The 13,799-nt window shown below is 66.5% G+C and carries 14 protein-coding genes; 6 read left to right on the forward strand and 8 right to left on the reverse strand.

What is annotated here, in order from left to right; all coding sequences use genetic code 11:
- From ACFPOB_RS27725 to ACFPOB_RS27740, 4 genes are all read right to left on the reverse strand, one after another.
- A complete protein-coding gene (locus tag ACFPOB_RS27725) occupies positions 1-519 on the reverse strand; it encodes a winged helix DNA-binding protein (protein WP_377801488.1) in 519 nt (172 codons plus the stop codon).
- A 190-nt stretch (positions 520-709) separates the two neighbouring features.
- Complete coding sequence (locus ACFPOB_RS27730; protein ID WP_377801489.1) at positions 710-1,705, reverse strand: TRAP transporter substrate-binding protein; 996 nt, start codon at positions 1,703-1,705, stop codon at positions 710-712.
- Positions 1,706-1,740: 35 nt separating this feature from the next.
- Positions 1,741-3,048: a TRAP transporter large permease gene (locus ACFPOB_RS27735; RefSeq protein WP_377801490.1), complete on the reverse strand. Its 1,308-nt coding sequence runs from the start codon at positions 3,046-3,048 to the stop codon at positions 1,741-1,743.
- 3 nt (positions 3,049-3,051) lie between these two features.
- Positions 3,052-3,600, reverse strand: coding sequence for a TRAP transporter small permease (locus tag ACFPOB_RS27740; RefSeq protein ID WP_091831578.1), 549 nt, complete (start codon positions 3,598-3,600; stop codon positions 3,052-3,054).
- A gap of 235 nt (positions 3,601-3,835) precedes the next feature.
- On the opposite strand from ACFPOB_RS27740, the gene ACFPOB_RS27745 reads away from it, so the two are divergent.
- Complete coding sequence (locus ACFPOB_RS27745) at positions 3,836-7,432, forward strand: hydantoinase B/oxoprolinase family protein (RefSeq protein WP_377801491.1); 3,597 nt, start codon at positions 3,836-3,838, stop codon at positions 7,430-7,432.
- Between the two features lie 87 nt (positions 7,433-7,519).
- Here ACFPOB_RS27745 and ACFPOB_RS27750 read toward each other — a convergent pair whose 3' ends face one another.
- Positions 7,520-7,945, reverse strand: a complete 426-nt coding sequence (locus tag ACFPOB_RS27750) for a type II toxin-antitoxin system VapC family toxin (protein ID WP_377801492.1) — start codon at positions 7,943-7,945, stop codon at positions 7,520-7,522.
- A complete protein-coding gene (locus tag ACFPOB_RS27755; protein ID WP_377801493.1) occupies positions 7,942-8,187 on the reverse strand; it encodes a type II toxin-antitoxin system VapB family antitoxin in 246 nt (81 codons plus the stop codon). The genes ACFPOB_RS27750 and ACFPOB_RS27755 overlap by 4 nt, the downstream gene beginning before the upstream one ends.
- Positions 8,188-8,327: 140 nt before the next feature.
- Here ACFPOB_RS27755 and ACFPOB_RS27760 point away from each other — a divergent pair, with 140 nt between their 5' ends.
- Positions 8,328-9,023: an SDR family oxidoreductase gene (locus tag ACFPOB_RS27760; RefSeq protein ID WP_377801494.1), complete on the forward strand. Its 696-nt coding sequence runs from the start codon at positions 8,328-8,330 to the stop codon at positions 9,021-9,023.
- Positions 9,024-9,026: 3 nt separating this feature from the next.
- Here ACFPOB_RS27760 and ACFPOB_RS27765 read toward each other — a convergent pair whose 3' ends face one another.
- Positions 9,027-9,644, reverse strand: coding sequence for a LysE family translocator (locus tag ACFPOB_RS27765; RefSeq protein WP_377801495.1), 618 nt, complete (start codon positions 9,642-9,644; stop codon positions 9,027-9,029).
- A gap of 187 nt (positions 9,645-9,831) precedes the next feature.
- Between ACFPOB_RS27765 and ACFPOB_RS27770 the strand changes: the two genes are divergently transcribed.
- The 4 genes from ACFPOB_RS27770 (at position 9,832) to ACFPOB_RS27785 (ending at position 13,269) form a co-directional block, all read left to right on the forward strand.
- Positions 9,832-9,990: a hypothetical protein gene (locus ACFPOB_RS27770; protein WP_377801496.1), complete on the forward strand. Its 159-nt coding sequence runs from the start codon at positions 9,832-9,834 to the stop codon at positions 9,988-9,990.
- On the forward strand, positions 9,977-10,303 hold the full coding sequence (locus tag ACFPOB_RS27775; RefSeq protein ID WP_377801497.1) for a hypothetical protein: 327 nt from the start codon (positions 9,977-9,979) through the stop codon (positions 10,301-10,303). Before ACFPOB_RS27770 ends, ACFPOB_RS27775 begins: the two co-directional genes overlap by 14 nt.
- Positions 10,304-10,430: 127 nt before the next feature.
- On the forward strand, positions 10,431-12,110 hold the full coding sequence (locus tag ACFPOB_RS27780) for a methyl-accepting chemotaxis protein (protein WP_377801498.1): 1,680 nt from the start codon (positions 10,431-10,433) through the stop codon (positions 12,108-12,110).
- Between the two features lie 67 nt (positions 12,111-12,177).
- Positions 12,178-13,269: an ATP-dependent DNA helicase gene (locus tag ACFPOB_RS27785; RefSeq protein WP_377801499.1), complete on the forward strand. Its 1,092-nt coding sequence runs from the start codon at positions 12,178-12,180 to the stop codon at positions 13,267-13,269.
- Here the strand turns inward: ACFPOB_RS27785 and ACFPOB_RS27790 are convergent.
- Positions 13,253-13,723 carry a hypothetical protein gene (locus ACFPOB_RS27790; protein WP_377801500.1) on the reverse strand — a complete coding sequence of 157 codons (471 nt, stop codon included), beginning with the start codon at positions 13,721-13,723 and terminating at the stop codon, positions 13,253-13,255. The genes ACFPOB_RS27785 and ACFPOB_RS27790 overlap by 17 nt on opposite strands.
- Positions 13,724-13,799 lie beyond the last annotated feature (76 nt).

Consider the following 13,799-nt stretch of genomic DNA (forward strand, 5'->3'; position numbering starts at 1 on the left):
CTAGAGGCTGGCCGCCGCCCGCGCCGCCTGGTCGTACTGGCCCGATAGCGAGCGCATCGCGGCGGCGATCTCCGACAGGCGGGCCGGATCGACTCCGGTCGCCAGCACCGATTTCACCAGCAATTGCTCGCGGATCTGGGCGTAGCGCTTGCAGGCGTCCTCGCCCGCCGCCGTGATCGCGACGGTCTTTTCCTTGCCCTTGCGGCCGCTCTTCAAGAGCTTCAGGCGCTCGAGCTTCTTCAGCGAATAGTTCACCAGATGCGTGTCCTCGATGTTGAGGACGAGGCAGATGTCTGCGAGGCGCTTGGCCTTGCCGCGATGGTTGACGTTGTGCAGGACGAGCACGTCCATCGGCGTCAGTTCGGGGATGCCGGCAGCCGTCATGCAGCGCAGCATCCAGCGCTGGAAGGCATGCACCGTCATCGTCAGCGCGAACTCGAACTCCGACAGCGCCGGCATCGCGCCGGAGGCGAGATGGCCGGAGGAGACGATCGGGCCGAGGTCGTCGGAGGGGTGCATGCTGTCTCTTGTCGAAAGAGGCGCGGTGCGCGGGGGGCTCCCTTCTCCCCTCGGGGGAGAAGGTCCCGGCAGGGGGATGAGGGCGGTTCGACCAGGTGAGACAAGGACAGGTCGAGCCTGTCCTTCCCTCATCCGTCAGCGCTTCGCGCTGCCACCTTCTCCCCCGAGGGGAGAAGGAAAGCATCACGCCTCAAATCTTCTTATAGGCGTCGACGATCGCCTGGCCGTCGGCGCCGGCCTTCTTGAGCCAGTCGGCGGTCAGCGTCTCGCCGGCCTTCTTGAAGCCGTCCTTGAGCGCAGGCGACGGGGCCTGCACCTTCATGCCCTTGGCCTTGAGCTGGTCGAGATACCAGTTGGTCTTCTCTTCCCAGAGCTTCCAGCCCCGGGCCTCGGCATCGGCCGAAGCCTTGAGGATCGCGTCCTGCGTCGGCTTGTCGAGCGCCGCGAAGGCGGCCTTGTTGACGAAGGTCGCGTTCTTCGGAATCCAGGCCTGGACGTCGTAGAAATGCGTCAGCGTCTCCCAGGCCTTCGAGTCGTAGCCGGTGCCGCCCGACGACATGAAGGAGTTGACCACTCCGGTCGCCAGCGCCTGCGGCAACTCGGCAGCCTGGATGGTGACCGCCTGCATGCCGAGGAGCTCGCCGAGACGGGTCGTGCCGACATTGTAGGCGCGCCACTTCAGGCCCTTCATGTCCTCGATCGTGCTGAGCTCCTTCTTGGTGTAGACGCCCTGCGGCGCCCACGGGACCATGAACAGGAGCTTGATGCCCTGGCTGTCGAGCTTCTTCTCGACCGCCGCCTTCGAGGCCGCATAGAGCTTCTTCGACTCGGCGAAGGAGGTCGCCAGGAACGGCACGACGTCGATGCCGAAGACCGGATCCTCGTTCTCGTGCAGCGAGATCAGCACCTCGCCCATCTGGGCCTGGCCGGTCTGCACGGCGCGCTTGATCTCGGGCGCCTTGAACAGGGACGCGTTGGCGTGGACGGTGATGGAGAGCTTGCCTGATGTCGCCGCCTCGACCTCCTTGGCGAAGGTGGCGAGGTTCTCGCTGTGCGGATTGTCGGCGGGGTAGGCTGCCGGCAGGTTCCACTTCGCCTGGGCGAAGGCGGCCGGAGCGGCGAGGGTGAGCGTCGCAGCCGCGGTACCGGCGACGAGCATGCCCTTGATGAAATCGCTACGCTTCATGGTGTTCTCCGTTCCCTCTTGGTGGTGGTTGCGCATCATTTCGGAAAAGCGAGTTCGGGCAAGACCATCACGATCTGCGGGAAGATCGTAATGATCGCCACGGCCGCGACCAGCAGGAAGAAGAAGGGCAGGGCGGCGAGCGCGACGGTGTTCGAATCCTTGCCCGACATGGTCTGCAGCACGAACAGGTTGAAGCCGACCGGCGGCGAGACCTCGGCCATCTCGACGATCAGCACCAGGAAGATGCCGAACCAGACCAGATCGAAGCCGGCGGCCTTGATCATCGGCAGCACGATCGCTGTGGTCAGCACGATCATCGAGATGCCGTCGAGCGCGGCGCCGAGCAGGATGTACATCACGGTCAGCGCCGCGATCAGCGCATAGGGTGACAGGTGCAGGCTATCGACCCAGGCGGCGAGCGCGGCCGGGATGCCGGTATAGGCCATCGAGGTCGACATGAACGAAGCGCCGGCGAGGATCAGCATGATCATGCAGGTGATCCGCGTCGTGCCCATCACGCTCTGCCAGAAGGCCTCCTTGGTGAGCGAGCCCGACCACCAGGCGATGCCGAACGAGCCGAGCACGCCCCAGGCGGCGCATTCCGTCGCCGTCGCCCAGCCGAGCAGCAGCGACAGGAAGACCAGCGCGATCAGCAGCATGCAGGGGATGAGATTGGCCGATTCCCTGAGCTTCTCGGAGAGGCTCATCTTCGGCTCGGCCGGTGGCGCCTGCTCGGGGTGGAGCAGGTGCCAGACCGCGATGTAGCCGGAATAGAGCGCCATCACGAGCAGGCCGGGCAGGAAGCCGGCGAGAAAGACCTGGATGATCGAGACGTTGGCCGCCACCGCATAGACCACCATGGTGATCGAGGGCGGAATCAGGATGCCGAGCGTGCCGGCGCCGGCAAGCGAGCCGAGCGCGAGCTTCTCATTGTAGCCGCGCCGCTTCAGCTCCGGCAGCGCGATCTTCGCGACGGTGGCGCAGGTCGCGGCCGAGGAGCCGGAGACCGAGCCGAAGATGCCGCAGGCCAGCACGTTGACGTGCATGAGCCGGCCCGGCAGCCAGTTCAGCCAGGGGGCGAGGCCGCGAAACATCTCTTCCGACAGCCGCGTGCGGTAGAGGATTTCGCCCATCCAGATGAAGAGCGGCAGGGCAGCCAGTGTCCAGGAGGCGCTGTTGCCCCAGATGGTCGTGGCGAGCACGGAGCCGGCCGGGATGCCGCCGGCGACGAATTGCATCGCGACCCAGCCGCAGGCCATCAGCGAGATGGCGATCCAGACGCCGCCTGCGAGAAGGACTGCTAGCAGGACGAGCAGCAAGGCGGAGATTTCGATCATCGCCATCGGTCAGACTCCGCTCGCCATGGCGCGCTCGACGATCTCCTCGTCGGATTGCGGCGGCGGTTTCTCGTAGCGCGGCGGCTGGCCGCGCAGCACGACATGGACGAACTCGTCGAGCATGGCGATGAACAGGATGACGAGGCCGCCGGAATAGCCGAGCTGCGGGATCCACATCGGCATGGCGACGACGCCGCCGGCAATATCGTTGAACTCGTAGGATTGCCAGGTCATCACCACGGCATGCCAGGCGAAGAAGCCGGCGAAGCCGAGGCCGAGCACCAGCGAGAAAACCTCGAACACCCAGCGCGTGCGGCCCTGGAAGCGGTCGATCAGGAGGCCCACGCGGATCATCTCGCCGGATTTGAAGGTGTGGGCGAGGCCGAGGAAGGCCATCGCCGCCATGCACCAGGAGGCGAAATCGTCGCCGGCAGGAATGTTGAAGCCGACCTCGCGGCCGATCGACAGGCCCATCATCAGGACGAGGATCGCGATCAGGAAGAGGCCGGCGGCGTAGCCGGCGAAGAGGTAGAGCCCATCGAGGAAGCGGCGGATCATGCGTGCGCCTCCGGACGGCGTACCGCCACGCCAGCCGATTGCGCCATGCGCAAAGCAGCGGTTGCCAGGACTGGTCCCGTCATGAAAGCCTCCCCTCAGATCGGCCCGGCCCCTCAGCCATGTCCCGATCGCTGAGCCGATCCTAATCGGCGAAATGGGCTTGTCAACGTTTCATCGACGATTTATCGATGAAACGTCAAAACGCCTTCCTGGCCAATAATCGGGGGATCGGATCATGAGCGGCCGTTGGGACTTCTGGATCGACCGTGGCGGCACCTTCACCGATGTGATCGGCCGTGATCCCGCAGGCAAATTGCATGCCCGCAAGCTGCTCTCCGAGAACCCCGGTGCCTATCGCGACGCCGCCGTCCAGGGCATCCGCGACCATCTCGGTCTCAAGGCCGGCGATCCGATCCCGGCCGGCACGGTCGGCGAGGTCCGCATGGGCACGACCGTCGCGACCAATGCGCTGCTCGAGCGCAAGGGCGACCGTACCTTGCTCGTCACCACCAAGGGTTTCCGCGACGCGCTGCGCATCGGCTACCAGGCCCGGCCCGACATTTTCGCCAAGGAGATCATCAAGCCGGAGCAGCTCTACGACGCCGTCGTCGAGATCGAGGAACGCGTCCTTGCTGACGGCTCGGTCGAGAAGGCCGCCGACGAGGCCGCGATCCGCAGCGACATGCAGGCGCAATTCGATGCCGGATTCCGCGCCGTCGCCATCGCCTTCATGCACGGCTATCGCTACCCGGCGCATGAGCAACTCGCCGCGAAGATCGCCCGCGAGATCGGCTTTCCGCAGGTCTCGGTCAGCCATGAGGTCTCGCCGCTGATCAAGCTGGTCGGGCGCGGCGATACCGCCGTGGTCGACGCCTATCTCTCGCCGATCCTCGCCCGCTATGTCGCGCAGGTCTCCGAGGAGCTCGACATCGCCCGCACCGGCGCGCGGCTGATGTTCATGATGTCCTCGGGCGGCCTCACCGCCGCCGAGCTGTTCCAGGGCAAGGACGCGATCCTGTCCGGTCCGGCCGGCGGCGTCGTCGGCCTCGCCGAGACCGGCCGTTCGGCCGGCTTCGACAAGGTCATCGGCTTCGACATGGGCGGCACCTCGACCGACGTCGCCCATTTCGATGGGGAATACGAGCGCGCCTTCGAGACCGAGGTCGCCGGCGTGCGCATGCGTGCGCCGATGATGCTCATCCACACGGTCGCGGCCGGCGGCGGCTCGATCCTCCACTTCGACGGCTCGCGCTTCCGCGTCGGCCCCGACTCCGCCGGCGCCAATCCGGGCCCGGCCGCCTATCGCCGCGGCGGCCCGCTCGCCGTGACCGACGCCAACGTCATGGTCGGCAAGCTGATCCCGTCCTATTTCCCGGCGATCTTCGGCCCCGGCCAGGACCAGCCGCTCGACGTCACGACGGTGCGCGAGAAATTCGCGGCGCTCGCGGCCGAGGTCGGCGATGGCCGTTCGCCGGAGGAGGTCGCCGACGGCTTCGTCCAGATCGCCGTCGCCAATATGGCCGAGGCGATCAAGAAGATCTCGGTCCAGCGTGGCTACGACATCACCCGCTATGCGCTGAACTCCTTCGGCGGCGCCGGCGGCCAGCATGCCTGTCTCGTTGCAGACGCGCTCGGCATCAAGACCGTGCTGCTGCACCCGTTCTCCGGCCTGCTCTCGGCCTATGGCATGGGCCTCGCCGAGATCCGCGCCACCCGCACCGCGGCGCTCGACGTGCCCCTCGATGCCGAGGCCAAGGCCGCGATCGGCGCGCTCGCCGACAGGCTTGGCGCCGAGGCCAAGGGCGAGGTTGCAGGACAGGGCGTGCCCGATGGCGATATCGCCATCCATGTCCGCGCCCATATCCGCTATGCCGGCACCGACACCGCGATCGCGACGCCCTTCGGCAGCCGCTCCGAGATGCAGGACGCCTTTCAGGCGGCGCACAAGGCCCGCTTCGGCTTCATGGACGAGACCAAGGCGCTGGTGGTCGAGGCGGTCGAGGTCGAGGCCGTCGGCGGCGGCGCCCGCTTCGAAGAGGAAGCTGCCGCCGAGAACGCCGGCGAACCCGAGATCGCCGAGCGCACCCGCTTCTTCTCCAAGGGGCAGTGGCACGAGGCGGCGATCGTCCGGCGCGAGGCGATGGCGCGCGGCCAGGGCATCGCCGGCCCGGCCATCGTGATCGAGCCGAACCAGACCGTCGTCGTCGAGGATGGCTGGACCGCCAAGCTCACCGCCAAGGACCATCTCGTCCTCACCCGCAGCAAGGCGCTGGTGCAGCAGGCGGCGATCGGCACCAGGGCCGACCCGGTCATGCTCGAGATCTTCAACAACCTGTTCATGTCGATCGCCGAGCAGATGGGCGTGACGCTGCAGAACACCGCCTATTCCGTGAACATCAAGGAGCGGCTCGACTTCTCCTGCGCCGTCTTCGACCAGACCGGCGCGCTCGTCGCCAACGCGCCGCACATGCCCGTGCATCTCGGCTCGATGGACCGCTCGGTCGAGACGGTGATCTCGAACAATCCGGTGATCCGCCCCGGCGACGTCTATTGCCTCAACGCGCCCTATAATGGCGGCACGCATCTGCCCGACATCACCGTCTGCACACCGGTCTTCGACAACGAAGACAAGACCATCCTGTTCTGGGTGGCGAGCCGCGGCCACCATGCCGATGTCGGCGGCACCGCGCCGGGCTCGATGTCGCCGCTGGCCACCAATATCGAGGAAGAGGGCGTCTATATCGACAACTTCAAAATCGTCGATCAGGGCCGCTTCTGCGAGGAGGAACTGGTCAAGCTCCTGACCGGTGCGCGCTATCCCGTCCGCAACGTCGTCCAGAACGTCAACGACCTGAAGGCACAGATCGCCGCCAACGAGAAGGGCGTGGCGGAGCTGCGCAAGATGATCCGCTCCTTCGGCCTCGACGTGGTCCAGGCCTATATGGGCCATGTCCAGGACAACGCCGCCGAGAGCGTCGCGCGCCTTTTGACCCGCCTGCACGACTCCGAGTTCACCTATCCGATGGACCAAGGCTGCGCGATCAAGGTGAAGATCACCATCGATCGCGACAGGCGCGAGGCGACGGTCGATTTCACCGGCACCTCGCCGCAGCGCGAGGACAATTTCAACGCGCCGGCGCCGGTCACGCGCGCCGCCGTGCTCTATGTCTTCCGCGTCATGGTCGACGATGCGATCCCGATGAACGCCGGGTGCCTCAGGCCGATCAAGGTGATCGTGCCCGAGGGTTCGATGCTGGCGCCGCGCTATCCGGCCGCCGTCGTCGCCGGCAATGTCGAGGTCAGCCAGGCGGTGACCAATACGCTGTTCGGCGCGCTGGAGGCGATGTCGTCCTCGCAGGGCACGATGAACAACCTGACCTTCGGCAACGACCAGTACCAGTATTACGAGACGATCTGCTCGGGCTCGCCGGCCGGGCCAGGCTTCAACGGCACCTCGGGCGTCCATGTCCACATGACCAATTCGCGCCTGACCGATCCGGAGATCCTGGAGACGCGCTTCCCGGTCGTGCTGGAGGATTTCCACATCCGCGCCGGGTCAGGCGGTAAGGGCGAATGGAATGCCGGCGACGGCACCAGCCGCACCATCCGGTTCCTCAAGACGATGGACTGCGCCATCCTCGCCTCGCACCGCAAGGTGCGCCCCTTCGGCATGAAGGGCGGGGAACCCGGCGAGCTCGGCAGGACGCTGGTCCGGCGGCTTTCGGGAGAGGTCGAGGAGCTCAAGCCGTCAGACCAGACGCTGCTCCAGGCCGGCGAAGCCGTCACCGTGATCACGCCGACCGCCGGCGGCTATGGAAAGCGCAAGGGCTGAGGCTGCGGACTTGTGCTTTCCGTCATTCCGGAGAAGGGCGAAAAGCCCAAACCCGGAATGACGGCGGCGGCTCCGCACTGCTGATCGCTACGCCATATCGGTCTGCGCGAAATCGTTACCCTTGTAGAGCAGGACCGCGCCATGTTCCTTGGCGCAGGCGTAGGCGAAGCAATCGCCGAAGTTGAGCTTGGCCGGGCTGCCGACCGCGCGCCCATAGCGCTTCGCCGCCTCGATCGCGGCCCGGCCGATTGCGGGCGAAATCTCGATTTCGCGCGCTTTGATGTTCGCGGCGAACAAGGCGACGCTGCTCTGGGCCTGGTCGATCAGGGAGGAATCGAGTTCACGCCCTGTGTCGCGCGCCTTTTTCGCCGCCAGCGACATGACGGCCTCGAACAGGCCCGGCGGCGAAACGAGAAACGGAGCTGGGGCAGCTTCCAGTCTATCGAGCAGGGCCTCGGAGTCGTCCTCCCGTCCGAGGATTGCGACGATCACGGACGCGTCCAGATAGGTCACACGTCGCCCCACATCTCGTCGAGGAAGGCCTTGACGTCAAAGTCGCTTCTGCCTTGCCCCATTGCGTCGGCGAGCGCGAGGCTGGGCGCTATCCGTTCGCGCAGCGAACGGGCGCTCTCCACCCGTTCAAGCTCCTGTTCCAGGGCGCGGCGCACGACTTCCGTCTTTGTCCGCGCGCCCGTTGCTTTCTGCAAGCGGGTCGCGAGCTCGTCGACGGTGCGGTCGCGGATGTAGAGGGACATGGATCGATAGTCATATGAATATTCAGATTAGGCAAGTGAATATCCTTACGAGCGATGGCGTTCGCATGCCGCCGTGGGCCGCTGCTCTGGAAAGGACAGGGCCAGAGGCTTAGGTCAGGTCTTCAAGACGGAGACCGACCATGCCGCAGACCTGGATGATCACCGGCGCCAATCGCGGCATCGGCCTGGCGCTGACCATGGAGTTGCTGCGGCGAGGGGACCATATCGTCGCCGCGGCGCGTGATCCCTGGGGCGGGGCGCTGGCGGAGGTTGCGAGCGGCCAGGCCGGAACGCTGACCCCGCTGGAGCTCGACGTCACCTCTGACAGGAGCGTGGCGGCGGCCAAGCAGGCACTCGATGGCCGGCCGATCGATGTGCTCGTCAACAATGCCGGCGTCTACGGTCCGCGCGATCGGCAGACGGCGCTCGACATGGACTTCAAGGCGTGGCGCGAGGTCTTCGAGGTCAACGTCTACGCCCCCTTGCGGGTGGCGCAGGCCTTCCTGCCGAATGTCGAGGCCGGCTCGGGCCGCAAGATCGTGACAATCTCAAGTCGCATGGGCTCGATCGGCAGCAATCCATCGGGCGCCATTGCCTATCGCTCCTCCAAGGCGGCGGTGAACATGGTGATGGTCGGCTTCGGCAATGCGGTGCGCGACAGCGAGGTCGCGGTGCTGCTGTTCCACCCCGGCTGGGTCCGCACCGATATGGGCGGCGGCGGGGCCGATATCCCGGCTTCCGAGAGCGCCGCCGGGCTGATCGCGACGATCGATGCGTCCGGCATGGCCCAGACCAACAGCTTCCGCAACTGGAAGGGCGAGGCGATCCCCTGGTAGGGATCAGCTGCCGCGGGTCGAGGCGAGCCAGAGCCCGCCGCCGATCAGGAAGCCGCCGCTGAACTTCGACATCAGCCGGACGCGCTTCTGCGATAGGAAGCGGCCGGCGCGGCCGGAGAGGATCGCATAGGCGCTGTCGCTGACGGCGGCGAACAGCATCGCGATCGCGCCCATGATCGCGATCTGCGTGGCGTAGTCGCGGGTCGGATCGAGGAACTGCGGGAAGAAAGCTCCGAAGAAGACCAGCGTCTTCGGGTTGCTGAGCGCCACCAGCAGCCCCTGCAGGAAGAAGCCGCCCCGCGGCGCGCGGGCCTCGGCCGCGCCATCGCTGATCTCACCGGCGCTGCGATACATTTTCCAGCCCAGCCAGATCAGATAGGCGGCGCCGGCGAGCCTGACCCAGTCGAACCAGTGGCCCATCGCTGCGATCACCGAGCTCAGGCCGATGCCGACGATCGCGATCATGATCACCAGCCCGGCCTGTGTTCCTGCCATGTTGAGAAGCCCGGCGCGGCTACCATGCCTCAGGCTGTTGGCGATGATCAGGGTCACCGTCGGGCCGGGCACGGTCACGATGACGAAGCAGGCGACGAGATAGGCGGCGAGGAGTTCGAGTGACATGGAAAGCCTCCAACGGCGGTCGCCTCGGAGGCGACGCGTCATTTCCTCTCCTGTTTGCGCCCGCCTGTCGAGAGAGGGGCTGGGATGACGAAGGTAGACTTTCAGGTCGTCCCGCTGACGCCGGGCGCTGGAGGATCTCTTCGGCCTGCAAGGGCCCTGCTATGGCTGCTGGTGCGATCATTTCCGCATGCCGCCGAAGCTGCGCAAGCCCTCGCTCGGTGAGGGCGCACGGCAGCTTTTCGAGGAGCGCGTCAGCAAGGAGCCGCCGCCGGGCGTGTTCGCTTTCGCCGGCGATGTTCCGGTCGGCTGGCTGCAGATCGGGCCGCGGGCGCATGTGCCCGAGTAGGACAATCGGGCGCCGTGCCCCGACGCCGCTGCCGGGTGCGCCGGCGCAGAACGAGCGCAACTGGGCGGCGTCCTGCCTCTTTGTCCGCAAGGGTTATCGCGGCCAGGGCCTCACGGCGGCGCTGCTCTTCGGCGGGCTCGGTTTCGCGCGGGAAGGTGGCGCGCGCCTCGTCGAGGCTGCGCCGATGGACAATGAGGGCAAGCGCAGCGCCGACGGGCTCTATGTCGGTCCTGAAAGCGTGTTCCGCCGTGCCGGCTTCGCGGTATTCGCAAGGCCGAAACCCGGCCGCCTATTGATGCGGTTCGCATTCTGAGCGCGTGCGCTTGGGGAAATGCTGTCAAATAGAAAACGAAAGATATTTTAGATATTTAGCTGGCTCTGTTAAGCATCCGTTTGCTGCCCGGGTGCGAGAAGTCGCGCGCTCGACATGGATGGTTGATGTGATTCGACGGGTCGGACTGACGGCGAAGATCACCGTGCTTTTCGCGATCTTCGGCATTGCTGCGGCGCTAGGCCTCGCCAGCGTCGTGCGCGGACTCGATTCCGTCCATGCAATCGACCGGGAAGCCTTCGGCGGACAGCAGCTCGCCAACAAGGCGGCTTTGCTTTCGAGCCGTGTCGCGCAGGCCTCGCTCCTCAGCCGCTTCGACGATGCGAGCGAGCCGCGGGAGGTCGAGCAGGCGCTTGATCAGATCGATGCCGCGATCGAGCTGGTCGATGCGGCGCGGGCGAATCTGATGTCGTCCCTGACGGACGAGATGAAGCTGGCCAATCCCACGCTCGACCCGAGCATCCGCACATTCATCGCGTTCCAGCGCGATATCGTCACGATCGGCCGTCAGGTTTCTCCCAAGGCGGCGCTCGTCGAGGCGTCGGCCGATGCTGCAAAGGACAATGTCCGCCAGATCATGGGCGTCACCGGCAGGTTGCGCGACGAGCTCGACCGACGCGCCAGCCTCGCCGCGGGACGTGCAGAAACTCTGGCCGGAACGGTTAGGCTTCGGAGCATCGTCATTGCCGTCGCGCTGCCGTTCGCCGGTGGATTTCTGGCGATCGTTCTGTTGCGAACCTATCTGACTCGGCCGCTGCGCGAGCTGATGGCCTCGATTCAGGCGGCGACATCCTCGAACCACGTCATCGAGGTCCCCCATCGCCGACGCCGCGACGAGATCGGCGAGCTCGCCCGGACCGTCCGCACGCTGAGTGAGGTCCGCGCCACGCTCGTCACCCGGGATGCGGAAGCTGAACTGGCGCAGCAGCATGAACGGCGCCGAACCGAGGAGCTTCATCTGATAGCCCAGGAGTTTGAAGGCCGGATCGGCCGGCTGCTCGCCGACATTGGCCGCCTGAGCGAGGAATTGGATGCCGCGCTCACCGAATCCGCCGTTCAGGCCGAGCAGATTTCGCAGAGCAGCGGGGCGGCTGCGAATGCGGTCGCCGGCGCGGGCGGCGAGGCCGAGCGAATCGCCGATGCGGCTGTGCGGCTGGAAGAGGTCGTTGAGCAGATCAACCGCGAGGTCAGGCGGGTTTCGGAAACGGCGAGCCTGGCCACGCGTGATGCTGCCGGCACGGCCGGCCTGGTCGGCAGGCTGACCGAGAACGCCGGTCAGATCCGGGATGTCATCCAGCTGATCGAAGCGATCGCCCGGCAGACCAATCTGCTCGCCCTCAATGCCACGATCGAGGCTGCGCGGGCCGGCGCCCATGGCCGCGGCTTCGCGGTCGTCGCGAGCGAGGTCAAGGAATTGTCAACACAGACCGCAGAGGCGACCGGGCAGATCGTGCGCCGGATCGCGACAGTGGACGCGGCACTCTCGCAAGCAGCGCAGGCGATTTCCGGGATCGTCGGGCGTGCTGGCGCGGTCGAGCAGGCCAGCACGGAAATCTCGGCCATGGTGGCTTCGCATACCGGGCTTCTGCAGGGGCTCGGCGAGACGATTGCGCGAATCTCGGCGGTCACCGGCCAGGCTGCGAGCGCAGTGACGACGATTGCTGGCGCGACCGCCCAGACGGTCGCCCGCGCCGAGCAGGGTGCAAGCGGGGCGCGCCAGCTCGACGAGCGCATCTCTGCCTTGCAGGCGGAAGCGGACGAGTTCGCCCGAAGGCTGCGCGCCGCCTGATCCGGCTTGCCTTGGCCGCCCGACTCGCGGCCTTGTGCGCCATGCTCAACAGCATTCGCATCCACCTATGAGCTGGTCGCCGCAGCAGGACGCGGCGCTCGCCGCCGTGGCCGATTGGCTGAAGGTCGGCTCGCCGCAGCTCTTCCGCCTGTTCGGCTATGCCGGCACCGGCAAGACCACGCTCGCCCGCCATATCGCCGAGGGCGTCGACGGCACCGTCGTCTTTGCCGCCTTCACCGGCAAGGCGGCGCTCGTGCTGCGCAACAAGGGCTGCGAGGGTGCGCAGACCATCCATTCGCTGATCTATCGCTCGCGCGGCGTCGACGAGGAGAGCCCGACCTTCGTGCTCAACCGCGAGAGCACGGCGGCAAAGGCCAAGCTGATCATCATCGACGAGTGCTCGATGGTCGACGAGGAGTTAGGGCGCGATCTGCTGTCCTTCGGGACGCCGGTGCTGGTGCTCGGCGACCCCGCCCAGCTGCCGCCGGTCAAGGGCGGCGGCTTCTTCACGGAAGGTCAGCCTGACGTGATGCTGACCGAGGTCCACCGCCAGGCGGCCGACAACCCGATCGTGCGCATGTCGATGATCGTGCGTGAGGGCGGGCGGCTCGAAATCGGCGACTATGGCGCGAGCCGGATCATCCGCCGCGCCGAGATCACGCCGGAGATCGTGCTCTCGGCCGATCAGGTCCTGGTCGGCCTCAACAAGACGCGCCGGCTCTACAACGCCCGCATGCGCCAGCTGATGGGCCATGTCGCCAATGTTCCGGCGGTCGGCGAGAAGCTGGTCTGCCTGCGCAACGACAAGAGCAAGGGCCTGCTCAATGGCGGCGCCTGGATCGTGCAGGAGCTCAAGACCTCGAAGAAGGGCCTCGTCACCATGCGGGTGACGCCGGAGGACGACACCGGCGGCAAGCCGGTCAAGGTCTCGGTCATGCCCAACTTCTTCGACGGCACCGAGGACGAAGTGCCCTGGGAACTGCGCCGCCACACCGACGAGTTCACCTTCGGCTATGCGCTCACCGTGCACAAGGCGCAGGGCTCGCAATGGGACAGTGTCGTGCTCTTCGACGAGGCCTTCGCCTTCCGCGAGCACCGGGCTCGCTGGCTCTATACCGGCCTGACGCGGGCGGCCGAGACGATCACGGTGGTGATGTGAGCGCCGCCAGCAGGCTGGCGCGTTCAAGGTCCTTGGGGCGGCCAAACCCTGCGATGATGCGCCTGAGCTCGTCCCGCTCAGGGACATAGAGGGTCTCCGAGCCGATCATGATCGCCTGCCGCGTCGTGGGCCAGACCGGGTGCCATGCATCACCGACGCGATGCTCGAAGCCGGCCATCAGATCGACCGGCACCGGCGGCGCCGGCCATTTGGCCAGAACCTCTGACCGAAACAGAGGGTTCGATGGTCCTCGATAGGGCTCGATGCCGAGCATTGGCAGGATGCGATTGATGTCCTCGACGCTGAGCAGGAGGTCGACATCGGCGACCGTGACCGGCTCGGCGCCATGCAGGGCAGCGGCGGCGCTGGCGATGATCCACCAGGGGTCGCGCGCTGTTGCCATGATCGCCGCGACGGAACCGAGGGTCTCGATCAGGGGCGTCGGCAGGCTCATGAGCGGCCTATAGCAGGCCCGCAGCCGCTGCCGCGAGTCTCCGCCAGACCGCCACGGTAGATTGGAATTGCGCGAA

This window comes from Allobosea eneae, assembly GCF_042657265.1.
GTDB lineage: Bacteria > Pseudomonadota > Alphaproteobacteria > Rhizobiales > Beijerinckiaceae > Allobosea > Allobosea eneae.

Excerpts from the sequence above, each read along its gene's own strand:
- ACFPOB_RS27725 (WP_377801488.1), bottom strand. The coding sequence starts at position 519 with ATGCACCCCTCCGACGACCTCGGCCCGATCGTCTCCTCCGGCCATCTC.
- ACFPOB_RS27730 (WP_377801489.1), bottom strand. The coding sequence starts at position 1,705 with ATGAAGCGTAGCGATTTCATCAAGGGCATGCTCGTCGCCGGTACCGCG.
- ACFPOB_RS27735 (WP_377801490.1), bottom strand. The coding sequence starts at position 3,048 with ATGGCGATGATCGAAATCTCCGCCTTGCTGCTCGTCCTGCTAGCAGTC.
- ACFPOB_RS27740 (WP_091831578.1), bottom strand. The coding sequence starts at position 3,600 with ATGATCCGCCGCTTCCTCGATGGGCTCTACCTCTTCGCCGGCTACGCC.
- ACFPOB_RS27745 (WP_377801491.1), top strand. The coding sequence starts at position 3,836 with ATGAGCGGCCGTTGGGACTTCTGGATCGACCGTGGCGGCACCTTCACC.
- ACFPOB_RS27755 (WP_377801493.1), bottom strand. The coding sequence starts at position 8,187 with ATGTCCCTCTACATCCGCGACCGCACCGTCGACGAGCTCGCGACCCGC.
- ACFPOB_RS27760 (WP_377801494.1), top strand. The coding sequence starts at position 8,328 with ATGCCGCAGACCTGGATGATCACCGGCGCCAATCGCGGCATCGGCCTG.
- ACFPOB_RS27765 (WP_377801495.1), bottom strand. The coding sequence starts at position 9,644 with ATGTCACTCGAACTCCTCGCCGCCTATCTCGTCGCCTGCTTCGTCATC.
- ACFPOB_RS27770 (WP_377801496.1), top strand. The coding sequence starts at position 9,832 with ATGCCGCCGAAGCTGCGCAAGCCCTCGCTCGGTGAGGGCGCACGGCAG.
- ACFPOB_RS27775 (WP_377801497.1), top strand. The coding sequence starts at position 9,977 with ATGTGCCCGAGTAGGACAATCGGGCGCCGTGCCCCGACGCCGCTGCCG.
- ACFPOB_RS27785 (WP_377801499.1), top strand. The coding sequence starts at position 12,178 with ATGAGCTGGTCGCCGCAGCAGGACGCGGCGCTCGCCGCCGTGGCCGAT.
- ACFPOB_RS27790 (WP_377801500.1), bottom strand. The coding sequence starts at position 13,723 with ATGAGCCTGCCGACGCCCCTGATCGAGACCCTCGGTTCCGTCGCGGCG.